A 24,278-nucleotide genomic window follows, 5' to 3' on the forward strand; every position below is an offset into this window, starting at 1 on the left:
CCAGTAATCATAGCAGGCCGGCCTGTCCGGATTCTGTCGAAGCGTGACGCACGATGGTCAGCCCCTCTTCTTCTTCGGGCTCCACGAAATACGCCGTGATGGCGTCGTACCCGGCGTCGCTGGTGAGCCCCGCAAGAAACCCGCGCATGAAAAACGGCGCCGGAAAGCCTCAAGCCCTCCGGCGCCGTTTGCCATCCCGCCGGCAAAGCGGCGGGACCGTCGATCATGACATCGTCACATCACTGCGCGCGCACCGGCTGCGGGGCCGCGCCGATGTCCTTACGCACCTTGGCCACGTCGGACGCGCTGACTGCCGCGCCCTTGTTGCCCCAGCTCGACCGCACGAAGCTCACCACGTCGGCGACTTCCTTGTCGGTCATGCGCCAGTCAAAGCCCGGCATCGCGTACGCGGTCGGGGCCGACGCCGTGCCCGGCATCTGCGCGCCCTTGAGCACGATGTGAATCAACGAGGCCGGATCGGCCGAGTTGACCGTCGAGCTCAACGCGAGCTGCGGGAAGGTCTCGGTATAGCCCTTGCCCGTGCTGCGATGGCAAGCCGCGCAGTTGTTCAGGAAGGCCATGGCGCCGTCGCTCTTGTCCTTGCCGGTACGCAGCGCCTGGGCCACGGACTCGTCATAGGCCAGCGGTTTGGTGGCGTCCTTGTTCACCGGCGGCAGACTCTTCAGATACACCGCGATGGCGTTCAGGTCGTCGTCGGTCAGGTGCTGCGTGCTTTCCTCGACCACTTGCGCCATGCCGCCGAACGCCGCCGAATGCCCGTTGCGTCCGGACTTCAGGAAGGCCGTAATGTCTTCCTTGCTCCAGGCGCCCAGACCGTCGGTTGTGTCGCCGCGCAGGTTCTTGGCCAGCCAGCCTTCGACCACGCCGCCCGACAGGAAGGCCGAGCCGTCCGCGTCCGTCAGCGCCTTTTCCTGCAACGCCACGCCGCGCGGCGTGTGGCAGGTGCTGCAATGGCCCAGGCCTTCAACGAGGTACTGGCCGCGCAGCAGCGCCTGCTTGTCCGCGCCGCTCGTGTTCACCGTGACAGGCGCCGTCGCCACATCCGGCGCGAACATCCAGCGCCACACCGTCAACGGCCAGCGCATCGACATCGGCCAGACGATGTCGGTGTCCTTGTTTTCCTGCTTCACCGGCTCGACGCCGTGCATGAAGTAGGCATACAGGGCCTTCACATCCTCCGGCGTGACCTTGGCGTACGCGGTGTACGGCATGGCCGGGTAAAGCGAATGTCCGTCCTTGGCCACGCCGTGGCGCACGGCCCGGTCGAAGTCCTCGTACGAATAATTGCCGATACCCGTTTCCTTATCCGGCGTGATGTTCGTCGAATAGATCATGCCCAGCGGCGAATCGATGCCCAGACCGCCGGCAAAGGGCTTGCCGCCCGAGGCCGTATGGCAGGCGATACAGTCGCCGGCGCGCGACAGGTACTCGCCCTGCTTGATCATCTGCGCGTCGGTCGATGCGGGCGTGCCGTCGGCCGCGAACGCGGCGCTGGCAACGAGGGCCGAGACGGCCGCAACAATGGTGTGCTTGATCATTGTTCCGTCTCCTTAAGCCTGGACCAGCGGGCCGGGGTTCTTCAGGTACTGCTCGCGGATCGCCTGTGCCGCCCAGTAGGCCAGCGCGCCGACCAGGCCGGTCGGGTTGTAGCCCATGTTCTGCGGGAACACGCAGGCGCCCATCACGAACACGTTCGGCACGTCCCAGCTCTGCAGGTACTTGTTGACCACGCTTTCCTTGGGGTTCGAGCCCATGATGGCGCCGCCCGTGTTGTGCGTGCTCTGGTAGACGCGCGTGTCGTAGCGCGCGCCCTTCTTACGCACGGCCACGAAGTGCTTTTCAGGATTCATGGCCTTGGCCACGGTCTCCATGCGCTTGCCCATGTAACCCAGCATGTCGAACTCGTTGTCGTGCCAGTCGAACGTCATGCGCAAGAGCGGCTGGCCGTAAGCGTCCTTATAGGTCGGATCGAGCGACAGGTAGGCATCGCGGTACGACATCACCGAACCGGAAATGCCGATCGTCATGAAGCGCTGATACGCATCCTGCACGCCCGCCTTCCAGGCCGTGCCCCACGTCGGGGTGCCCGGCGTCGTCGGCGTCTGCTTGATCGGACGGCCACCGTAGCGCACGTGGCGGATGCTGGCGCCGCCCACAAAGCCCAGCGGGCCGTGGTCGAACTGGTCGCCGTTCAAGTCGTCCATGCCCACGCCGCCGGCGCCGGTGCCGACAAACGGGTTCAGCTGCGTGCCCTTGGGCAGCAGCACGTTGACCGCGCCGTTCATCTGGTAGGCGTAGTTCTTGCCAACCACGCCTTCGTTGGTCTTCGGGTCATACGGCTTGCCGATACCCGACAGCAGCAGCAGACGCACGTTGTGCATCTGGTAAGCCGACAGGATCACCAGATCGGCAGGCTGATCGACCTCGTTGCCGTCTGCGTCGATGTACGTCACGCCAACGGCCTTCTTGCCGGTCGAATCCAGATTGACCTTGATGACCTGCGAACGCGTGCGCAGCTCGAAGTTCGGCTTCTTCAGCAGCACCGGCAGAATCGTGGTCTGCGGCGAGGCCTTCGAATACATGTAGCAGCCGTAGTTCTCGCAGAAGCCACAGAAATTGCAGGGGCCAAGGCGCACGCCGTACGGGTTGGTGTACGGACCCGACGCGTTGGCCGCGGGCGTGGGATACGGGTTGAAGCCGACTTCGCGCGCGGCCTTCTCGAACAGCGAAGCGCCGTAGGTCGTGGCCAGCGGCGGCAGCGGGAATTCCTTGCTGCGCTTGCCTTCCAGCGGATTGCCGCCTTCGACGATCTTGCCGTTCAGGTTGCCGGCCTTGCCCGACGTGCCGCACACGTATTCGAACTTCGAGAAGTACGGTTCCAGTTCGTCGTAGGTCACGCCGAAGTCCTGGATCGTCATGCCTTCCGGAATGAACTTCTTGCCGTAGCGCGTTTCATAGCGCGTGCGCAGTTCCAGTTCTTCGGGCAGCACACGGTAGTGCATGCCGTTCCAGTGAAAGCCCGCGCCGCCCACGCCCGTGCCCAGCAGGAACGAGCCGTTCTGGCGGTACGGCACGGCCACGTCATCCACGCCGTGGCGGATCGTCACGGTTTCCTTGGACAGGTCCTGGAACAGATAACCGCGCACCGAATACTTCAGCTCGTCGATCACCTTGGGGTATTCGGCGTCCTTCGGCGTATCCTGCATGCCACCGCGCTCCAGCGCCAGCACCTGCAGCCCCGCTTCGGTCAGTTCCTGACCCAGGATCGCGCCGGTCCAGCCGAATCCGACCAGCACCGCATCAACTTTGTCTTTCTTGATCGCCATGATTTAACCCTTCTCCCCAGAGATCGACACGGGGCCATAGGGATACTTCACGTTGGGCTGGTCGACCCAGTCCATGAAATCGGCGCGCGCGCCGGGAAAGCCCACCATCTTCCAGCCCACCATGTTCTTGTTGCCGCCGTAGATCGGGTCGGCAAAGAAACCTTCCTTGGTGTTGGCCAAGAGGAAACTGAAGAACGTCTTGGACGGCACGGATTCGAATGCGATCTTGCCCGACTGCAGGTCCTTCAGGATCTGTTCCTGCAAGGCCTTGTCGAGTTCGGCGTAGGCCTTGCCGTGCGTCTTCACGCACCAGGCATCACAGGCCTCGATGCCATTGCGATAGACCTGGCGGGGATTCTGATCGAGCTGGTAACCCAGTTCCGGCACCTGATCGGTGTGGAACGGCCCGTCCATGTACCACAGCTTGCCGTGGCCAAAGGGCGTTTCCATCTGACGGTCGATGAACTCGGGCACACCGGCCACGATGGCGCCAGGGCCGTACTCGTCGGCGGGAATCAGGTGATCCACCGCGGCAACGATGAAGGCCCATTCGGCCTTGGTGAAATAGGTGGGCTCGTAGGGCTTGGCCGCTTTTGCGGCGTTGCCGTCGGCGGCGTTGGTACAGCCGACGGTCAGGCCGCCGATCGCCAGCGTCGACGCTGGCACAATGGCCATCGTTTGCAAAAACCGCCGGCGCGGTTGTGCGTCATCAGTCATGGACATCTCCGTGAATACTCCAAGTTGTCCTAGCGCGCTACCGAACATGAAACCTGGAAACACGAACTGCCCGAGCTAGTGACAACACGCTCTTTTCTTGCTCAAAATCAACACTGCTCTTTGAAAAGGGACGTAAGAGCAGGTGCCGGCATTATGCGCTTCTGATCTGCTCATTCGACCGTATCAGATGGAATTTCTTGACGTGGGAAAGTCTTTTGCATTAAGGACAACGTAAGAACCTTGGAAATGCCGCGCTTTCTGACAGCAAGGTGAACGAAAAGCCTTGATTCATGCGGCCCGCAGACGCGTGATGTACCGCGCGCAATCCCTGAAATGAACCCCATGCACGCTCAATACAGCATTCACGACAGCCTTCCGTTGCAGTGGCAACCGCGCCTTGCCGGAGCGCGCCTCGAGCAGCAATCCATCGGTGAGTCGCGCGCGGACGTCTATCGCATTCGCAGCGCAAATCAGCCTGATCGCTATCTGAAATCCGAGCACACGGGCACGCTGCCCGAACTGCCAGACGAAATCGAGCGCCTGCAATGGATGGCCGCGCACGGCCTGCCGTGCCCCACCGTGATCGACGCGGCCGCCACACCCACGCGGCACTGGCTGCTGATGAGCGCCGTAGCTGGCCAGGATCTGGCCAGCGCGGGTCTGCCGCCTGCGCAGGTGATCGCCATCATGGCCGATGCGCTGCATCGTCTGCACTGCATTCCCATCGACCAATGCCCTTTCGATCACACCCTTGAACGGCGTATCGCCGAGGCCAGACGGACGCTGGACGCCGGCCTGGTGGACGAATCGGATTTCGATGACGAGAGAATTGGACGCACCGCCGAAGACGCGTTTGCGGAACTCCTTGCGACGCGGCCCACCACGCACGATCTCGTCGTGGCGCACGGCGATGCGTGCCTGCCCAACTTCATGGCTGATGGCGGCGTATTCACCGGCTACATCGACTGCGGCCGCCTTGGCGTCAGCGACCGCCACCAGGACCTTGCATTGGCCGCGCGCAGCATCGAACGCAATCTGGGACGCGAGTGGATCGAGCCGTTCTTTCGCAGCTATGGCGTCGAACCGGATGACCGCCGTCTTGCGTTTTACTGCCTGCTCGACGAGTTCTTCTAAGAGTTAGGCGCGCACGCGCGGCGGGCTACGCGCCTCGGCCGTAATACCCCAAAAACATCCCAACCGCTGAATCCGCCACGCGCTCGCGCTCCGCCTTTTTCAACGGTGGTTGCCCCAGCGTGACCTGCGGCCAGAACGCAAAGCCCTTGACCAGTCCCTCGAGCTGATGGCCCGCAAATACGGGATCCACCTCGGCCAGGCGACCATCGGCAATCGCCGCCTGAATCCACGCCGTCACCCCGCTGCCCTTCTCGTCCATCCGGCACACGATGTCCTGCGCGCGGTCCGGCGAATGAATGATCTCCGCCATGGCGACCCGCGCCAGATCAATGAAGCTGGCGTCGCCCAGCAACTCCAGTTTCTGCATCAACAACAGTCGCAATTGCTGCGCCAGCGGAAGATCGGGCCGGTAGGCCATGTCGACGCTGGCCGCGCTGCTGGCCCACAACTGCTCCAGCATCAGCGCGAACAGCGCCTCCTTGCTCGGGAAATGGTTGTAGACCGTGCGCTTGGACACGCCAGCAGCCTGAGCGATGCGGTCCATGCTGGTGGCCTCGAACCCCGCAATGCGGAATTCCTCCACCGCCGCGCGCACGATGTCCTCGCGCTTGCGGTCGGTCAGGCGTTTGGGCGGGCGTTCCTTGGCGGAATCGGGAGCTTTCGTCGACATGGGCGAAATTCTACACCGGACGGTGTACTTTTCTGATTTTGGAAACTACACTGTGCAGTGTAATTTTTGGCGCGAGCGGTTTGCCGCCGTCGCGCCATTTTTCGAATCTCATGGGAACACCCGCCGTGACCGTCCTCTCCGCCTGCAACCGCCGCGCCTTGCCGCTTTATCCGCAATCCCCCCAACAGCGCGACGGACGTTTCAGCAATCCGCGACCGCGCCCCGCCATGGGCTTCTGGAAAGGCCTCAAACTCGCCTGGACCGTCCTCTTCGCCAAGCCAAGCGGCACGGTTCCCGACATCGCCATCCCCCTGCGCGCGCTGGACCGCGCAGCCCTGGAAGCCGCCCCCGACCGTAGCCTTTACCGGCTTGGACATTCCACCATCCTCATGAAACTGCGCGGCCGCTTCTGGCTGACCGACCCCGTCTTCTCCGAACGCGCTTCACCCGTGCAATGGGCCGGCCCCGCCCGCTTTCATGCGCCGCCCATCAGCATCGACGACCTGCCTCCGATCGCAGGCGTCATCCTGTCCCACAACCATTACGACCACCTCGACCGCGCCGCCATCGCACAGCTTGCGAGCAAGACCGCGCACTTCATCGCGCCGCTGGGGGTCGGCGACCAACTGGTAGCCTGGGGCATCGACCCCGCCCGCGTCGAGCAATTGGACTGGTGGCAGTCCACTGAGGTCGACGGCCTGCGACTGACCGCCACGCCCGCCCAGCACTTCTCCGGCCGCGGTCTCACCGACAGCGACCGCAGCCTGTGGGCCTCGTGGGTCATCCAGGACGCCGACCTGCGCGTCTTCTTCAGCGGCGACACCGGCTACTTCGACGGCTTCAAGGCCATCGGCGACGCTTACGGCCCCTTCGACCTGACCCTCATGGAAACCGGCGCGTACGACACGCGCTGGGCCTTCGTCCACATGCAGCCTGAAGAAACCCTGCAGGCACACCTGGACCTGCGCGGCCGCTGGCTGCTGCCGATTCACAACGGCACCTTCGACCTGGCCATGCACCCGTGGGAACAGCCGTTCGAGCGCATCACGGCATTGGCACGGGACCATGGCGTCGATCTGGCCACACCGGTCATGGGAGAGCGCGTCGATATCGGGGCGCCGCAAGCGGGAACGGCTTGGTGGCGCGCCGGGCAGGCGCAGCGGTAAAAACGGGCCGGCCCGGTTGCGCAAGCCGGGCTTACCCACGGCGGCCGTCCAGTACAATCCGCGTTTGGCGACGTTGTGATCGCCCCCCCTGTCTGGACCCCAAGCATGTTGCGTCTGTCTGAAATCAAGCTGCCGTTGAACCACACGCCCGAGGACCTGCCCGCGGCAATCCTCAAGAAACTGGGCATTCCGGCCAGCGACCTGAACGGCTTCACCATCTTCCTGCGCAGCTACGATGCGCGCAAAAAGCACAACATCCTGCTCATCTACGCGCTGGATGTCGACGTCGCCGACGAAGCCGCGATCCTCAAACGCTTTCATGACGACCGCAACGTCAAGCCGTCTCCGGACACCGAATACAAATTCGTCGCCCAGGCGCCCGCCACCCTCACCAAGCGCCCCATCGTCATCGGCACCGGCCCCTGTGGCCTCTTTGCCGGCCTCGTGCTGGCGCAGATGGGCTTCAAGCCCATCATCCTGGAACGCGGCAAGGCCGTGCGCGAGCGCACCAAGGACACCTGGGGTCTGTGGCGCAAGCGCATCCTGAATCCGGACTCCAATGTCCAGTTCGGCGAAGGCGGCGCCGGCACGTTTTCGGACGGCAAGCTGTATAGCCAGATCAAAGACCCCAAGCACTACGGTGAAAAGGTCTTGAAGGAATTCGTTTTGGCCGGCGCGCCCGAGGAAATCCTCTACGTCAGCAAGCCCCACATCGGCACATTCCGCCTGGTCGGCATGGTCGAAGTCATGCGCGACACCATCACCAAGCTGGGCGGCGAAGTCCGCTTCTCCAGCCGGGTTGAAACGCTGCACCGCGAAAACGGCAAGGTCACCGGCGTCACGCTGGCAAACGGCGAACACATCGAAGCCGACCACGTCGTCCTCGCCATCGGCCACAGCGCGCGCGACACTTTCCAGATGTTGCTCGACCAGGGCGTATTCATGGAAGCCAAGCCCTTCTCCATCGGCTTCCGGATCGAACATCCGCAGTCCCTCATCGACCGGGCGCGCTTCGGCCCCAATGCTGGCCACCCGATCCTGGGCGCCGCCGACTACAAGCTGGTGCACCACGCCAGCAACGGCCGCTCCGTCTACAGCTTCTGCATGTGCCCCGGCGGCACGGTCGTCGCGGCCACGTCTGAACCCAACCGCGTCGTCACCAACGGCATGAGCCAGTACTCGCGCAACGAACGCAACGCCAACGCGGGCATCGTTGTGGGGATTTCGCCTGAGGTCGACTATCCGGAGCATGTGCTGGCCGGTGTCGACTTCCAGCGCAAGTGGGAATCGCAGGCTTTCGAGCTGGGCGGCCGCAACTACAGCGCGCCGGGTCAGCTGGTGGGGGATTTTCTGGAAGGCAAGGCCTCGACGGAGTTCGGCGCGGTGCAGCCGTCCTACACGCCCGGCGTCCACCTGACCGACCTGGCCACCGCCCTCCCCGACTTCGCCATCACCGCCATTCGCGAGGCATTGCCGGCGTTCGACAAGACGATCAAGGGCTTCAACATGCCCGATGCGGTGCTGACAGGCGTAGAAACGCGGACGTCGTCGCCGATTCGTATCAAGCGGGATAACGAGACGCTGGAGAGCATCAACACGCAGGGCTTGTTTCCCGCGGGTGAAGGCGCGGGTTATGCGGGCGGGATTCTGTCGGCGGGTGTGGACGGGATCAAGATTGCCGAGGCTGTGGCGCTGAGCATTATGGGGCGGGGGGGTTAAGTCGCGACCAAACCGCCAGCCGGCCCCCGGGCCGGCTACCCTACCCTGACTTACGCAGCCTCGCGCATCGCCCAGGGCAAGAGAAACTGTCCAATCCGTTCTTCGATGCGGCTCTCCACGGTCTTGAGCCGCAGCACGGCAACGCCGCTTTTTTCCAAAATGCTGTCCTTCAACGCATCCCGCTCCGATTGCTCGAGCGTGCCATGCGTCCCGCCGTCGACTTCGATCACGCCGACCGGCGCTTTCCCCACCCTGAAATAAATCACGAAATCGCAGCTTGCGCCCTGTCGCATGAACTCGCGTTCGCGGGCCGTCAGGCCTGGATTGGACATCGCCGCGACTTGATTCAGCGGGACCTGCGAATGGCACATCAGCGCCGCGCAGGCTGGTTCAGACAGCGCGTCCCGCAGCAACGCAGCCACGATACGCTCGGACCGGTATGCCGAATCTTTCAGCTGCAAGCGAGAGGCAAGCCGATCAAGCGACTTGTCGTATTCGCTATATAACAAGTCAAAGGCCGACACCACGGGCGCGCGCAGGATCTGCTTTTCGTCTGCGTAGTACTCCATATAGCGGATCAATGCAGCAATCGGACCATTCCCAGCCGTAAAGACATCGTCTCCCGTCACCAATGTGAACCGCTTCTTGGCACGCGACACCGCCACATTGACCATGCGCGCATCGTCAACAAAATTGATCCGCTTTTCGTTCTCGCGCTTTTTATCAAGCACTGTGGAAAAGACGATCTCGTCGCACTCCCGACCTTGAAACTTGTGTACGGTGTCTCGCACAAAATCGCTGGGCAGATGCGATCCGGACAAGACAACCTGGGCTCTGAACGGTGCGATGAACCCTCTTCCTTCATCCTGCCACGCGCCATCCGAGCTCGGCGCTTCCAGGGACGCCATCATGGAATCCAGTTCGCGAAGATTGGTATTTCCGCGCGAATGGTTTCCCTTGGCGGTAACGACAAGCCTTAACGCCCCGTCGCTTGCGTCGCTGTTCATCGGTATGAGTTCGTTGCCGTAAAACTGCTGATTGCAGAACTGGATGATTCTGGAATGACAGCGATAGTGTTCCTTCAGCAGCGTCCTGGGCAACGCCCCCTTGAACACATCAATGGCCGAATTCAGAAAGCTGTGCTTCTCGCAGTCGTAAGCGGCCGCGGGAGCTGCTACTGCAACACCCGACGGGATGTGCGCGAGCTGTTTGCTGTCGCCAACGATGACGGCGTTCTTCGCGCATCCCAGCGCCAAGATTCCCGGCACGATGTCTTGCTGGGAGGCCTCATCAATGATGACGTAGTCAAGGACCGCGCCCGACTCGATGGAATTGACGATTGAATGCGTGCTGCTGGTAAGGATCGGAAAGCGCTTGAGAAAGGCGTCGAAGTGGCGGCGGTACGTATCCGGTTCAAAAGGCGCAGTGTCTTGCACCTGCCGATGAAGATGCGCTTTCAGATATGTCATCGACCCCGTGGTCATGTCCTTTAGCAGCGCATCGAAGTTTCCGCCGGCCAATACGGCTTCGCAGGCGGCCAACTCCGCGTTCTTCTCGTTGAGCAAGCGGTCGTAATACCGCATCTGCAAGTCGTGGACGGCTGCGCGACGCAGTTCACCGTTCCCAAAGGCTTTGACGCGAATTATCTTGAAGTGCACAAACAGGTCAAACCGATTTCTTAACCCGATGCGCCCGTCGCCGAGGTGCCTCAGATAGGCCATCAGATCCGCCATCTTCTGCGCAGACAGCTTGAGTTTACGCAGGGATTCGACGCGCTGGCTTGGATTTTCTTCCTGCCATTGCTTCAGGTAACGCTGCTCCACCGACACCTCGTCGATTTCCGCCCTGAGCCTTGCCGCGGCGTTGTGCGCGGCCAGGAACTGCTTTAGCTGCGCGAGCGTCTTCTGCAACGACTCCATGTTTGGCGGCAACGCTGGCTCCCCCGCCGGTACCGCAGGCTGAGCCGCAAAAAAATCCTCTCGGTTCTGTTTGCTTCCAAGGCAAGCCACCAGATAGTCCAGCCCGCACTTTCCGAGCTTTTCAAAGACGTTTCCCACGGCCGAATTGTTGTTGGAAAGGATGGCTACCGTTTGGCCTCGCAAAAGGATATTCGCGATGATATTGAGGATGGTCTGCGTCTTGCCCGTTCCCGGCGGCCCTTCGATCACACTTACCTGCGCTTCAAACGCGCGGTTCACTGCCGCCAACTGGCTTTCATTGACGCCAAAGGGAAAGATCAGGTCGCCTGCAGGCTGTTGCCGCGCATTCTGCCCCGTGCAGTAGGCATGCAAAGCAGTGTCTCCGCGAGGCGGCAATCGACCCAGCTGCCGGGTCACATTCGCCGCAACGATCTTCTGGTCCCCGATTGCCGCGTCCTCGCGGCCAGTTGCCACCGAAACGAAATACTGGAATACGTCACCGCCGTGCAACGGGGCCTGAGGAACGAGTTCGATGTCCGCAAGCTTCTCCACATAAATTCTGGAAGCGCCTGCGTACTCGATGGCGACATATTTCTCACCGTAGACCATCGCCCTCTCGACAGGCTTGGCCACGGCGCTTCCCTTCTTCATGCGCAGCACGTCGTTCAACTCACGAGTCGGCTCGACCCGGCAATCGCTGATGGGGCGGCTAAAGGACTTGCCCGAGGGAAAATGGCACGTCAGCACCAGGTTCTGGTGCTTGTCGCTCCAGTGGAGTGTCCAATCGCGGATCTGCCGCGTTTTATCTTCGCCAAGAACGAATACCGATGCCATAGCTTTGCTACCCGACACTCCAAGCCAATTGCCGATTTAACAACGCCGATCTGAATGATCACAAATCCGCCGCGTCCCGCAGCCGCACGCCATCCAAATCCGCGGCACACAGCGCGTCATACATCTCCCGGTCGACCACCGGGTCGATCGACATCAGCGTCTGGCGGAATATGTGCGCATTGCCGACGCGCTCGTCTCGAAATACGAGATTGGCGCCGCCCACGACGCTGTAATACAGCTCGTCTTCACCGGTCAGGAAATTCCGGTCGTACTTTTTCTTGACCCGCGACGCGTCCACATCCAGCGCGTCGAGCGTGCGCATCACATTACAAAAATAGTATTGCGGCCCCGGCGAGCCGTCGGCCTGCGTATAGTCGCAAGCACTGAACACAAAGGCCTCAGGATCGACCGACTCGAAGACCTGCCTCAACGGCTCCGAGACGATCCAGATGCCGCACCACTGCTCGAATTGCCGAAGCGCTCCGCCTTCTTCCGGCACATGGACGATGTGCGGCCGTTCGCAGTATTGCAAAGGATCGCCGTCGGGCGCTTCCATCGTGTACATGCCGGGCCGAATCAGCTTTTCCTCGTTGGCGATTACCAGGCCCGGGCCAATGCCATCGCTCCAGAGGCTTGCGCTAAGGACGAAGTATTTTCCCTTCTGCGATTCAAACGTCATCACGTGAGCATTCTCCGGGGCAAGCCTCGCGCGTCTGAACGGCCAGGCATTGGAAGTCGGTAGCGGCATACCGGCCAGTCAGGCCGGCATGCGAGGGAACTCAAGGCTCACAATCGTAACGCCAACAAGCGCCACCGCGATTATGCAGACGGCCGCGTCTGCGTCAGCCCCGTGGGCGGCCCGTCGATCGCCGTCCATCCCGCATCCACCGCCAGGCTGCTGCCCGAAATGTAGCTCGCGGCATCCGACGCCAGAAACGCCACCGCAGCGCCCACCTCGGAAGGCTGGCCCCAGCGGTTCAATACCGTGTGGCCGGCGTAGGTGTTGTAGATCTCGGGACGTTCCTTCAGCGGCTCGGTCAGACGGGTCTCGATGATGCTCGGCATCACCGCATTGACGCGCACGCCGTAGCTGCCGACCTCGGCCGCAAACGCCTTGACCATCTGCTCGATGCCCGCCTTGGTGGCGGCATAGATGCCAAGCCCCGGTTCGATCGTCACGGCGCGCATCGACGAACACAGGATCAGGCTGCCCGCGCCCTGCTTCATCATCGGCCGGCCGAAGTGGCGCATGAAGTGAAACGCGCCGCGCAGGTTCAGGTTCACGACCTGGTCGAACTCTTCTTCCGTGTAATCAACGATCAGCTTGCGGATGTTCAGCGCCGGCGTCGCCACCGCAATGTCTATCCTCTTTCGCTCGCCCAAAACGCTGGCGGCCAATTGCGCGATGGAATCGCCGCTGGCGGCATCGGTCTGCATCCAGTTGGCCGCACCGCCGCCGTCGATGATCTGCTGCGCCGTGGTCTGCGCGCCTCCCTCGTCGCGGTCCGCGCACATCACATAGGCGCCCATCGCGCCCAGCGCGTGCGCCGACGCTTGACCGATGCCGGACGCCGCGCCCAGCACGACGGCGATCTTGCCTTGAAGACTGAAAAGTTGGGGATAGTTGGTCATGAAACTTCGGGAAGGACTGTTATAGGAACGGACTGGCTCGTTGCGACCAACGAACTGCTCTGGAGGGATACGGAATCGTCGTTGCGGCCATCGGACTGCCGAAGGATACGGATCGCTCGACGCGCTCGTCCGACAGCGCGAGATGGATACGGACCGCTCACCCGGGTCAACCGTCTACCGAACGAGTGGACGCTTGGCTATTATCCTTGCATGACCCAAGCCCCGCCTATCGCAATCGCACCGCAGATCGATGACGCCAGACGGCTCATCGAACGCCAGCTCGGAACGCGCCTCGTCGCCATCCATCTGTTCGGCTCCGCCGTCGACGGCGGTCTGCAAGCTCATAGCGATATCGACTTGCTCGTCACCGTTACCGAGCCGCCCGATGCGGCCACGCTCCGGACCTTGGCGATGCAACTGCTGACGGTCTCCGCGCCGCCTGGCCAGTCGCCCAGTTTGCGCGCGCTCGAAGTCACCGTGATGACGCTTCGGGATGCCGTGCCGTGGCGCCACCCGGCCCGCCGAGAACTTCAGTTTGGCGAATGGCTGCGCCAGGATTTGCTGGCGGGCATCGTGGAGCCGCCCATGCTGGACCACGACCTCGCCATCGTTCTGACCAAGGTGTTGGGCCACAGCATCCCGGTCGTCGGACCGCCCGCAAATCAGATCTTTGACGCCGTTCCGCGCCAAGATCTGACGCGCGCTCTGCTGGATACCGTCGCCCAATGGAACCAGCCGGAAGACTGGGCTGGCGACGAGCGAAACATCATCCTGGCGCTGGCACGTATCTGGTATACGGCGGTTTCTGGGGAGATCGCATCAAAGTCGGACGCGGCAACGTGGCTGCTGGAGCGGATCGAACCTGTGTATCGACCGGTTCTCAGCCACGCACTGGCGATTTATCTCGGGCAAGCGCAGGACGATTTGGCGCATCGGCATGCGGCTGAAACCGAGGCGTTCATCATTTACGCACGTGGAGCCATCGAGGGTCTTTGTGACGCCCATTGATGGCGAACCGGCGGATGGCATTCATTGCACGGCACGTTGACAGCCGGTGCTAGCGACACGGCATGCCGCCTGTGCCAACCACTCCGTGCACGGATCGCCGAATCTGCAGATCAAGTCGCAGATTCGGCAAGCGGCTAGCTACTTACTGCGACGTACCAATCTGCAGAACGGAAGCGTCGCGCTGCATGTAGCGGTTCATGATCTGGCTAAGAATCGGATTGCCCGCATTCTCAGCCTTTGCCGCGGTCAAGGTGACGACCGCCGCGCACAGTTTGCCAGCCTGGACGGTACGTCCCTTCACATCAGCTTGAACAGTAGCGGCCATGCCCTGCTTCCACGCAGCGCCAACACCATCGACCGCCTGCTGGGCGCCAGCGCAATCTGCGTAGGACAGAGAAATCACAACGGCAGGCACATCCTTGACCTGCACGTCCGCAATGATGCCCGCAAAATAAGGCGGAATGCCGCGCCCGCTAGCTGCCGCGGCGGCTTGAAGCTTCTGCTTCGCGCTTTCCAGATCGCCGGGCGAACCCGACAACACCTTGGCCGGGTCAACACCCTGCAACCCGAATACGGACGAGATGACAGCCGCCTGCACGATCCGGCCGCCATCCGAAGGCACCGCATCCTTCAACCCGGTCACAGCCGCACCAACAATCTCGCTGTCCGCAACGGACGGCGCGGTCTGGGACAGCGTCTTCATTCCCGTCGGCCCTGCCGCCTGCACCAACGCCGTATCAAGCGGCAAGACAAACGTCGGCATGCCCATCGTGCCCCGCCATGGCTGCTGCCCCGTGGCTTTGGTCATATCGGGCTTATTGGGCTCGCCGTTTGCCAAAAGACCGGCCACATCGCCGTCGACTGGCTTGAACCCGGCTTGCTTCAGGCGATCGGCAAACTTTGCAGCGGATGGTTTGTCCTTCAGCCCCCAGTAGGTGACATTGCTGGGAGACTGACCGAAGCCGGCGAAATAGGATAACTCGTCGAACGGGATATGCGCGTTGGCGGACCATTTGTCCAGACCGAAGCCGATGGACTGTAGCGGAGTGATCGCCTGCGAGATGGACAACCGGCGCATGGCGTCGGCGGAGGGACCGGCCTTTTCAAGGTCGCGCCAGGCTTGCACGTCGAGGAAGGATATTTGTATCGCTTCAGGGGCGCTCAAAACCACCTGCGGTACTTGCTTCAAGGCATGCTGTAAGGTTTGAGTGCTGTCCTGCGCAGCCACCGATGCCCCCCAAACCGTCATCAAGCCAAGTGCAAGTGCCCTCAAGCGCATCCGATATCTCCAGTTGGTTGTTAACTAAATGAGATCGGGCAGTATATCAATGGTCAGTCACCATTTAAGCAACCCGCCATGAATGCATTGCGCTTCGTCGCAACCTACGATTCGAGCGGGGTGGCGACCGATACTAAGGGGACGGAAGCCGTGGAAAGAAAGGCATCCTAAATATAAGTAATTATTAGCAACTATTGAGATCGCCGAAAAATCTATGTGACTCGCGTAGTTAACGCTGCCGTGAGTCCCTCATTTTCAGTTTCTTAACGAATGAAGCTAATATGCCTGCGAGTTAGTAACAGCTCGCAATGCTGTTACTGAAGATCGTTACGGGGAGCTCTATGGACGAGACACAACTGGCGGGTTCGGAGAGTGCGCCCGAACTTAAGATCGACGTCACTCTGATCGCCAAGCTAAATCTGGCGGATTTTCAGAATGCGGTCCCTCTCCTGCGGGATCTCTCGCTTATCAACGAGACAGAAACGACGTATGAGCAGGTGGAGCTGGTACTTAGTTCGGATCCGCCTTTTATCAAGCCGCGCCGGTGGCGCATCGACGCGCTGGCAGCGGGTTCGCGATATCCCATCCGCGATCTCGACTTGAGTCTGGACGGCGGATTACTAGCCCGTCTGACCGAAGCCGAGACGGCGACGGTTTCACTGGCATTGCAACCCCTAGGCGGGAATGCCTCCACTCCAGTCCTGACGCAACGAGCTGTCCAGCTGGAATTGCTGCCACGTAATCAATGGGGCGGCATTTCGCACCTGCCCGACTTGGTCGCCGCATTTGTCCAACCAAACGACCCGGCCATAGATCGACTGCTCAAGCGCACAGCGGATGTGCTACGCAAGAACGATCGAAATCCCGCATTGGACGGCTATGCAGGAGGAGCGAAGCGGGCTTGGGAACTGGCCTCGGCAGTATGGGGCGCAGTGGCGAGCATGCAACTCGACTACGCCCTGCCTCCAGCCAGTTTCGAACGGTCGGGCCAGAAGGTACGTAGTCCTGGCCAAATTGAAAGCTCGGGTCTAGGAACCTGCTTCGACCTCGCGCTGCTGTTCTGCGCGGCGCTCGAGCAAGCGGGTCTGAACCCCCTGCTCATCTTCACCGACGGTCATGCATTTGCTGGTGTGTGGCTGCAGCCTGAGGAGTTTTCGGCCACGGTAGTCGACGATGTGACTGCCCTGCGCAAGCGCCTCCGGCTCAAGGAACTGGTCCTCTTCGAAACGACGCTGATTACCCAGCGCCCCATCGTTCCCTTCAGCTACGCCACGGAACGTGGCACTCAGCAGGTAGACGAATCTCAAGATGCGCGGTTCCGATTGGCTGTGGACATTCGTCGGGCACGATTGCAGCGCATCAAGCCCCTGGCCAGTGCGGAAGCGGCAATTGCTACGACGTCGGAAAGCGAAGTATCGCCGTCTACACCAGTGCTGCCAAAGTTTGAAGACGCGCCAGACCTTCCCGACAGCGCCCCGGCCAATGCAGAAGATGTCAGCCAGATTGATCCCAAAGACCGGCTGCTTCGCTGGCAACGCAAGCTGCTAGACCTCTCGCTTCGCAATAATCTGCTCAACTTCAAGAGTGGTAGGAAGGCGCTTAGGCTGGAGGCGCCAGATGCCGGCGCGCTGGAAGACCTGCTGGCCAGCGGCCAGCCCTTAAAGCTACGCCCACGCCCGGATTTGATGGACGGCATCGATCCACGTGATCAAGCCATCTACGAAGCACGCGAACGTGAAAACGTGCGGCGCGCACACGCACTCGAAGCCCTGCAAAAACGCGAAGTTTTCGTAAGCGTTCCAGAAATCGAGCTTGATGCACGCCTAACCGATCTGTTCCGCGGCGCACGCACAACGTTGCAGGAAGGTGGCGCCAACACGCTTTATCTCGCCCTCGGCTTCCTGTCCTGGACACGCGAGGACCGAGACGGTCAGCGCTACCGCGCTCCCTTGATCCTAGTTCCAGTCAGTCTACAGCGCAAAAGTGCTCGATCGGGATTCACACTTACGTTGCACGACGATGAGCCTCGCTTCAATCCGACCTTGATCGAGATGTTGCGGCAGGACTTCGAACTGAGCCTGGGCACGTTAGAAGGTGAACTACCGCGGGACGATACCGGTCTGGACGTCGCTGCCGTTTGGAAAGCAGTCGGCCAAGCCATCAAGGACATCAAAGGCTGGGAAGTAACCGAGGACGTGGTGCTGTCCATGTTCTCTTTCGCCAAGTATCTGATGTGGAAAGACCTGGCTGAACACAGTGAAAAATTGCGCGAGAATCCGGTCGTTCGCCACCTGCTAGACACCCCACGCGATGCCTATCCGTCCGGCGTTCCGTTCCCGCAAGTACGTGAACTGGACAAGAATTTCGATCCCAAACAAGTTTTCTGCCCCTTGCCTGCGGACTCCTCGCAGTTGTCGGCAGTGCTGGCCGCATCGCAAGGCAAGGACTTTGTCCTGATTGGCCCGCCAGGCACCGGCAAGAGTCAGACCATTGCCAACCTGATCGCTCAGTCCCTGGCGCAGGGGCGGCGCGTGCTTTTTGTGTCCGAGAAGATTGCGGCGCTTGACGTCGTATACCGGCGCCTGCGCGAAGTCGGCTTGGGCGAGTTCTGCTTGGAATTGCACTCGAGCAAAGCTCGCAAGCTCGACGTACTAGCACAGTTGCAATCTGCCTGGTCCAGCAGCGCACACGCCAATGCAGAGCAATGGCAGGCCGAAGCGCAAAAACTCAAGCAGCTGCGCGATGCGCTAAATATTTATGTGGAACGTCTCCACCAGCGTCGCCGCAATGGTCTAACCCTGTTCGACGCCATCGGCACTGTCAGCGAGGGAAGCGGTATCCCGCCCTTCGCGCTCGCCTGGCCCTCCGCTGATCAGCACGACCATGCAGGCCTCGAGCAGTTGCGCAATGCCGTAGAACGTCTGGAAGTCAATGCACAAGCCATTGGCCATGCTGCGTTGGCGCAGCACCCCTTGGCCCTGGTTGGCAACGGAGACTGGTCGCCCACATGGCAACAGCATTTGATCGCTGCGGCACGTGACGTGCTTCCTGCCGCCCAGGCAGCCATAGAATCTGCCCAGGCGTTTGTCCAAGCCATCGGCCTGCCCTCGCCGGCATTGACGCCCGAAACCTGCGACGCATTGCTTATCCTCGCCGAACGCCTGCCGTCCGCCGCAGGACACGATTGGCGCTTCGTCCTACGCCCCGATGCCCGTTCCCTAAGCCAACGCCTGGAGGAAGGCGCGTCATTGGTGCGCCAACACAAGGCGTTGAACAATCAGCTTTCCACACCGTGGCCCAACTCCGTGCTGAGCGCCTGCACCGACGGACTAACGCTGCTCAGCGAGCATCGTCAGACTCATGCCGAGCTCGGCGCGCCCTGGCCTGAAAGTACTACCGTTCAGCTCAACCACGGATTGGATCTGCTATGCCAACTTGGCGAACACCAAGCAGCGCTTTCCGTTTCCTATGGCAAAACGATCGATCAGCTCGACGTCAACCAATTGCAGCAGATGTGGGAACAGGCCGAGCAGGCAGTCTGGCCCAAGTCTTGGCTGATCAAGCGCAAGGTCACCGCGCAGTTGACCAGCGCCGCCGCAGCCTCCTCGCAACCCGATGTCGCCAACGATTTGCGGCGATGGAATGCCATACGCGCCTTGCAGCAGCAGATCCAAGCCATCGATCCAGGCCAACAGTGTTCTGACGTTTGGGCGGGTTTGGAGACAATCGAGGACAAGGTGCGCGTGTCTCTGCGATGGCAAGCCGCCCTGTCAGCCGTACGCCAAGGCCAGACTTGGGAAGACGACAATTTTGACGCGATCGCCAATGGTCAGTGTGGGGCGATCCTGCAGGCCGATCTGCAACGTGCACGGCGCCTGCGCCATCTCGACCAGAGCATTGCTGCACATGCATCGCTGGCACCGGCGACCGACAACCTCTGGGCAGGCCATGACACCCATGTCGACCGCCTGCATGCCGCACTCGACTTCCTGAGCGATTGGCGAAACCATGCCCACCAAGGCGCATTGGGCGACCATACCCTGGTGGAAGAAGGCGCATGCGGTTCCACGCTGGCGGGCGACTACCAGACGCTTCGACAGCGTACCGACACAGAACAGGCGCTGGCCACCCTGGATGACTTGCGCGAGTCCACCGCAGGCTTGTGGAAAGGTCTCGTCACTAACCTCGCTCACCTTGAGCGGGCCTGCCAGCTTCGGGAGGATCTAGCTGCCGTGCTGACCCGCTTGGCCAACACACCCGAACAGATCATTGCCTGCAAGACTCCTCTGCTTGCGCTATTGGGCGATGCCAACGCGTTGCTGGAGCCAGGCGGCCGCATCGCGCTGTCCGGGGCTCAGTTTCTGGAGAAATGGAAGCAACTGCTGCCGCGGCGCGAGGCGCTCGCGATAACCGGACATTTTGCAGAGACCTGCCAGACGCAGTGGCAGTCCATGTCCCTCGACGGACTGATCGAGCAAAGCCAGGCTATCGTACGAGCCGAACACGGACTTCGCAGTTGGTGCGCATGGCTTCACGCGCGCGAGCAAGCACTGACACTCGGCCTGTCCTCCCTGGCGCACGGCATCGAGCAGGGCCAGGTTGCTCCGGGCCAGGCACGTCGAACCTTTGAGACTAACTACGCACGCTGGTGGCTCAACGCCGTGGTAGACCACGAACCGATCATTCGCGGATTTGTCAGCGCCGAGCACGAACAGCGTATCCGCGACTTCCGTGAAATCGACGAGCGCTTCACTGCTCTGACCCGAGACTGGTTACGAGCCCGTCTATGCGCCGATCTGCCATCGCAGGACAACGTCAGCCGGAACTCCGAATGGGGACTGCTCCGCCATGAAATGGGCAAGAAGCGCGCTCACCTTCCCTTGCGCGAACTGATGGCCCAGATTCCCGGGGCGCTTACCAAACTTACGCCCTGCCTGCTGATGAGTCCTTTGTCCATAGCGCAGTATCTTCAGGCCGGAGCCAATGCGTTCGACCTAGTGATCTTCGACGAAGCTTCACAGATCCCAGTCTGGGACGCGATTGGCGCCATCGCTCGCGGCCGCCAGGTGGTCATGGTCGGCGACCCCAAGCAGCTTCCGCCGACCTCCTTCTTCGACCGCGCGGAATCGGGGTTGGATGACGAAGACGTCGAGGCCGACCTCGAAAGCATTCTCGACGAGTGCATCGGCGCCAACCTGCCGACACGGAATCTAAACTGGCACTACCGTTCCCGACATGAAAGCCTGATCGCGTTCTCCAACCATGCCTACTACGACGGCGGACTGGTCACCTTTCCGTCCCCCGTCACCAACGATCGCGCGGTCAGCTTGCAATTGATATCGGGAGCCTATCAAAAGGGAGGCACCCGGACCAACCCCGCAGAAGCGAAGGCGCTGGTCGCCGACGTCGTGGCGCGCCTGACAACACCTGGTTTTCGCGAAAGTGGATTGACGATCGGCGTCGTCACCTTCAACTCCGAGCAACAGAAGCTGATTGAGGACCTGCTCGACGACGCACGACGCAAGGATCCACGCCTGGAATCCTACTTCGCGGATGACGAGCTGGAGCCGCTGTTCATCAAGAATCTGGAGAGTGTGCAGGGCGACGAACGCGATCTCATCTATTTCTCCGTCACCTACGGCCCGGATCCCGCAGGCCAATTGGCCATGAACTTCGGTCCGCTCAACCGTCAGGGCGGCGAGCGTCGGCTGAATGTAGCCATTACCCGCGCACGGCACGAATTGCGCGTGTTCGCCAGTTTCCGCGGCGAGCAAATGGATTTGGCACGCACCCAGGCCATCGGAGTGCGCGATCTCAAGCATTTCTTGGAATTCGCCGAACGCGGCGCCCGCGCGCTGGCTGAGGCCAACCGCGGCAGCGTGGGCGGGTTCGACAGTCCCTTCGAACAAGCCGTAGCCACCGCTCTCTCTCAGCGAGGTTGGCGCGTTGAGTCACAAATCGGCGCATCATCTTTCCGAGTTGACCTTGGGATCGTCGATCCTGACGCGCCTGGACGTTACCTCGCGGGCGTCGAATGTGACGGTGCCACATACCATCGCAGCGCAACAGCGCGTGATCGCGACAAATTGCGCGAGCAAGTCTTGCGGGGTCTGGGATGGGAGATTGTGCGGGTCTGGTCCACCGACTGGTGGGTAGATCCACGCGGCACGCTCGACAAAGTGGATGCCCGTCTGCAAGACATGCTCAAAGCTCAGCGCGAGCACCGTGCCGAAGAGGCAGAACGCCAAGCCGAGTCTGAGCGGCTAGCGCAAGCGGCGATCGCGCAAGCCATGGCTTCTACAAAGTCGGATGACGAGTCGGAAGCTCCAGTCCAAGTGGTACAACCGAACGCCCCCGCACTCCCGACGTCGGCGCCTCCGCAGGAAGTTGAGGAAGTTTTTGCCCGCCAGATATCTGCATCGCCGGCTCATGTCGATACCGCCGAAACAGCGCCATCGAAGATATCTCTATATCAAATTACCGATCCTTCTGACGCAGTCACGGGAGTTGATGCCAATCGCTTTTTTGACGAAGACTACACCAGCATCCTGACGGCCATGATAGCTCACGTCGTCGATCATGAAGGCCCTGTTCTCGACGCGCTGTTGGCGCGCCGCATTGCCCGCGCGCACGGCTGGCTGCGTACCGGCGGACGCATCCGAGAACGCGTTTTCCGAATAGCACGTGCCCGCTATCAGACTACCGATGAAGAAGTTGGCACGTTCTACTGGCCCGAGCATCTAGACACCGCAGCGGAGCCTCCATTTCGTGCGCCTGTCGACGAGGACAGCGTGCGTGCGGCCGACGAGATCAGTATTCCGGAACTGGCTTCGCTCGCCCGCGCCGTGATCGCACAAGGGTCTGAAGGTGAAGCCACGTATCACGCGATGGCGCGAAAGCTGGGCCTCCAGCAGCTGCGAGCCTCCAGCCGACTGCGTTTGGAACAAGCCGTGCATTCGACAGCTCCATAGCGGCCGCATGGCGGGGACCCGCCGCTGTCGCGAATACGGTAGCGGTATCGGATGGGTGACGGTAACGCAAAGCGCTGCCGTCACGTGAATTTCATCTCGGTCAGAAGCTATGGTTTTTGAGTTTTCCACGCGACAGTCTGTCAGACAACGCCAAGAAGAATGCCCGCGTTTAAGCGGGCTTTCGGCGTAATGCTTACTGCTTGATGCCGGTCTGTGCCGGCCGCAGGATCACTCCCACTCAATCGTCGCCGGCGGCTTGCTAGACACGTCGTACACCACCCGATTGATCCCGCGCACTTCGTTGATAATCCGCGAAGAAACGCGAGCCAACAACGGATGCGGCAGCGGCGCCCAATCAGCAGTCATGAAGTCAAACGTCTGCACCGCACGCAGCGCCACGACATACTCATAAGTACGCCCGTCGCCCATCACCCCCACCGACTTCACCGGCAGGAAAACCGCAAACGCCTGCGAGGTCAGCTCGTACCAAGTCAGACCACTAGCCTCGTCCTTGGTATTACGCAGCTCTTCAATAAAGATCGCGTCGGCACGGCGCAGCAGTTCGGCATATTCATGCTTCACTTCGCCCAGAATCCGCACGCCCAGCCCCGGACCCGGGAACGGATGGCGGTAGACCATCTGCGGCGGCAGACCCAGCGCGACGCCCAGTTCGCGGACTTCGTCCTTGAACAGTTCGCGCAGGGGCTCCAGCAGTTGCAGGTTCAGCGTGTCCGGCAGGCCGCCCACGTTGTGGTGCGACTTGATCGACGTGGCCTTGCCCGTCTTCGCGCCAGCGGATTCGATGACGTCGGGGTAGATCGTGCCCTGAGCCAGCCACTTGGCGCTCTTCTGCTTGCCAGCTTGTTCCTGGAAGACTTCGACGAATTCGCGGCCGATGATCTTGCGCTTGGCTTCGGGGTCGGCGACGCCGGCCAGTTTGCCCATGAATTGCGCGGTGGCGTCGACGTGAATGATCTTCACGCCCATGTTTTCGGCGAAGGTCTGCATGACCTGCTTGCCTTCGTCCAGACGCAGCAGGCCGTGGTCGACGAAAACGCAGGTGAGCTGGTCGCCGATGGCCTTGTGAATCAGTGCAGCGGCAACCGAGGAGTCCACGCCGCCGGACAGGCCCAGAATGACCTCGTCGGTGCCGACCTGTTCGCGGATGCGGGCGACGGCTTCGGAGACGTAGTCGGGCATGTTCCAGTCGCCCGTGCATTCGCAGATTTCGTTCACAAAGCGGGCCAGCATGGCCTTGCCCTGAACGGTGTGCGTGACTTCGGGGTGGAACTGGACGGCGTAGAAGCGGCGGTCTTCGTCGGCCATGCCGGCGATGGGGCAGGAAGGCGTGGAGGCCATCAGCTTGAAGCCGGGGGGCAGTTCGGTGACCTTGTCGCCGTGGCTCATCCAGACCTTGAGCATGCCGTGGCCTTCGGGCGTGCTGAAGTCTTCCAGGCCTTCCAGCAGCTTGGTGTGACCGTGAGCGCGGACTTCGGCGTAGCCGAATTCGCGGTGGTCGGAGAAGCTGACCACGCCGCCCAGTTGCTGCGCCATGGACTGCATGCCGTAGCAGATGCCCAGCACGGGAACGCCCAGCTCGAACACGGCGTGCGGCACGCGCATGGAGCCCTCTTCGTAGGCCGAAGCGTGGCTGCCGGACAGGATGATGCCCTTCAGACCCTGCGCCTGCTGTTCGCGCACGAAGGCGTCGTCGACGTCGCCAGGGTGGACTTCGGAATAGACGCCGGCTTCGCGGACGCGGCGGGCGATCAGCTGGGTGACTTGCGAACCGTAGTCGAGGATAAGAATGCGCTGGTGCATGGAGACTCTACCCGTTGGAAATAAAACCGCACCGGCAGACCCGCTGTTCTTTGCGGATCTG

The 24,278-nt window shown here is 61.5% G+C and carries 15 protein-coding genes; 5 read left to right on the forward strand and 10 right to left on the reverse strand.

Annotated features, from left to right (window positions below):
* Window positions 1–7: 7 nt before the first annotated feature.
* From AB3147_RS15870 to AB3147_RS15885, 4 genes are all read right to left on the reverse strand, one after another.
* Window positions 8–148, reverse strand: coding sequence for a hypothetical protein (locus AB3147_RS15870; RefSeq protein WP_367352387.1), 141 nt, complete (start codon window positions 146–148; stop codon window positions 8–10).
* A gap of 91 nt (window positions 149–239) precedes the next feature.
* Complete coding sequence (locus AB3147_RS15875) at window positions 240–1,559, reverse strand: cytochrome c (protein ID WP_367352388.1); 1,320 nt, start codon at window positions 1,557–1,559, stop codon at window positions 240–242.
* Between the two features lie 12 nt (window positions 1,560–1,571).
* Complete coding sequence (locus AB3147_RS15880; protein ID WP_175121199.1) at window positions 1,572–3,347, reverse strand: GMC family oxidoreductase; 1,776 nt, start codon at window positions 3,345–3,347, stop codon at window positions 1,572–1,574.
* Between the two features lie 3 nt (window positions 3,348–3,350).
* On the reverse strand, window positions 3,351–4,064 hold the full coding sequence (locus AB3147_RS15885; protein WP_175121198.1) for a gluconate 2-dehydrogenase subunit 3 family protein: 714 nt from the start codon (window positions 4,062–4,064) through the stop codon (window positions 3,351–3,353).
* Between the two features lie 342 nt (window positions 4,065–4,406).
* Between AB3147_RS15885 and AB3147_RS15890 the strand changes: the two genes are divergently transcribed.
* Entirely contained in the window at window positions 4,407–5,198 is a 792-nt protein-coding gene (locus tag AB3147_RS15890) for an APH(3')-II family aminoglycoside O-phosphotransferase (protein ID WP_367352389.1), read from the forward strand.
* A gap of 25 nt (window positions 5,199–5,223) precedes the next feature.
* On the opposite strand, the gene AB3147_RS15895 is transcribed toward AB3147_RS15890, so the two are convergent.
* Window positions 5,224–5,868, reverse strand: a complete 645-nt coding sequence (locus AB3147_RS15895; protein ID WP_367352390.1) for a TetR/AcrR family transcriptional regulator — start codon at window positions 5,866–5,868, stop codon at window positions 5,224–5,226.
* Window positions 5,869–5,978: 110 nt separating this feature from the next.
* Here AB3147_RS15895 and AB3147_RS15900 point away from each other — a divergent pair, with 110 nt between their 5' ends.
* Window positions 5,979–7,034, forward strand: coding sequence for an MBL fold metallo-hydrolase (locus AB3147_RS15900; protein WP_438860980.1), 1,056 nt, complete (start codon window positions 5,979–5,981; stop codon window positions 7,032–7,034).
* A gap of 105 nt (window positions 7,035–7,139) precedes the next feature.
* Window positions 7,140–8,753, forward strand: coding sequence for an NAD(P)/FAD-dependent oxidoreductase (locus AB3147_RS15905; RefSeq protein WP_367352392.1), 1,614 nt, complete (start codon window positions 7,140–7,142; stop codon window positions 8,751–8,753).
* Window positions 8,754–8,803: 50 nt separating this feature from the next.
* On the opposite strand, the gene AB3147_RS15910 is transcribed toward AB3147_RS15905, so the two are convergent.
* From AB3147_RS15910 to AB3147_RS15920, 3 genes are all read right to left on the reverse strand, one after another.
* Complete coding sequence (locus tag AB3147_RS15910; protein ID WP_367352393.1) at window positions 8,804–11,506, reverse strand: AAA domain-containing protein; 2,703 nt, start codon at window positions 11,504–11,506, stop codon at window positions 8,804–8,806.
* Between the two features lie 58 nt (window positions 11,507–11,564).
* On the reverse strand, window positions 11,565–12,185 hold the full coding sequence (locus tag AB3147_RS15915) for an imm11 family protein (protein WP_367353547.1): 621 nt from the start codon (window positions 12,183–12,185) through the stop codon (window positions 11,565–11,567).
* A 140-nt stretch (window positions 12,186–12,325) separates the two neighbouring features.
* Window positions 12,326–13,138 (reverse strand): SDR family NAD(P)-dependent oxidoreductase, encoded by an 813-nt coding sequence (locus AB3147_RS15920; protein WP_367352394.1) that lies wholly within the window; start codon window positions 13,136–13,138, stop codon window positions 12,326–12,328.
* Window positions 13,139–13,348: 210 nt separating this feature from the next.
* On the opposite strand from AB3147_RS15920, the gene AB3147_RS15925 reads away from it, so the two are divergent.
* Window positions 13,349–14,146 (forward strand): aminoglycoside adenylyltransferase family protein, encoded by a 798-nt coding sequence (locus tag AB3147_RS15925; RefSeq protein WP_367352395.1) that lies wholly within the window; start codon window positions 13,349–13,351, stop codon window positions 14,144–14,146.
* A 142-nt stretch (window positions 14,147–14,288) separates the two neighbouring features.
* Here AB3147_RS15925 and AB3147_RS15930 read toward each other — a convergent pair whose 3' ends face one another.
* Window positions 14,289–15,425 (reverse strand): hypothetical protein, encoded by a 1,137-nt coding sequence (locus AB3147_RS15930; protein WP_367352396.1) that lies wholly within the window; start codon window positions 15,423–15,425, stop codon window positions 14,289–14,291.
* A 341-nt stretch (window positions 15,426–15,766) separates the two neighbouring features.
* Here AB3147_RS15930 and AB3147_RS15935 point away from each other — a divergent pair, with 341 nt between their 5' ends.
* Entirely contained in the window at window positions 15,767–22,396 is a 6,630-nt protein-coding gene (locus tag AB3147_RS15935) for a DUF3320 domain-containing protein (protein ID WP_367352397.1), read from the forward strand.
* Between the two features lie 228 nt (window positions 22,397–22,624).
* Here AB3147_RS15935 and guaA read toward each other — a convergent pair whose 3' ends face one another.
* Complete coding sequence (gene guaA, locus AB3147_RS15940) at window positions 22,625–24,217, reverse strand: glutamine-hydrolyzing GMP synthase (RefSeq protein ID WP_175121190.1); 1,593 nt, start codon at window positions 24,215–24,217, stop codon at window positions 22,625–22,627.
* Window positions 24,218–24,278: the final 61 nt, after the last annotated feature.

The sequence above is a fragment of the Achromobacter animicus genome (assembly GCF_040775605.1).
Lineage (GTDB): Bacteria > Pseudomonadota > Gammaproteobacteria > Burkholderiales > Burkholderiaceae_B > Achromobacter > Achromobacter animicus.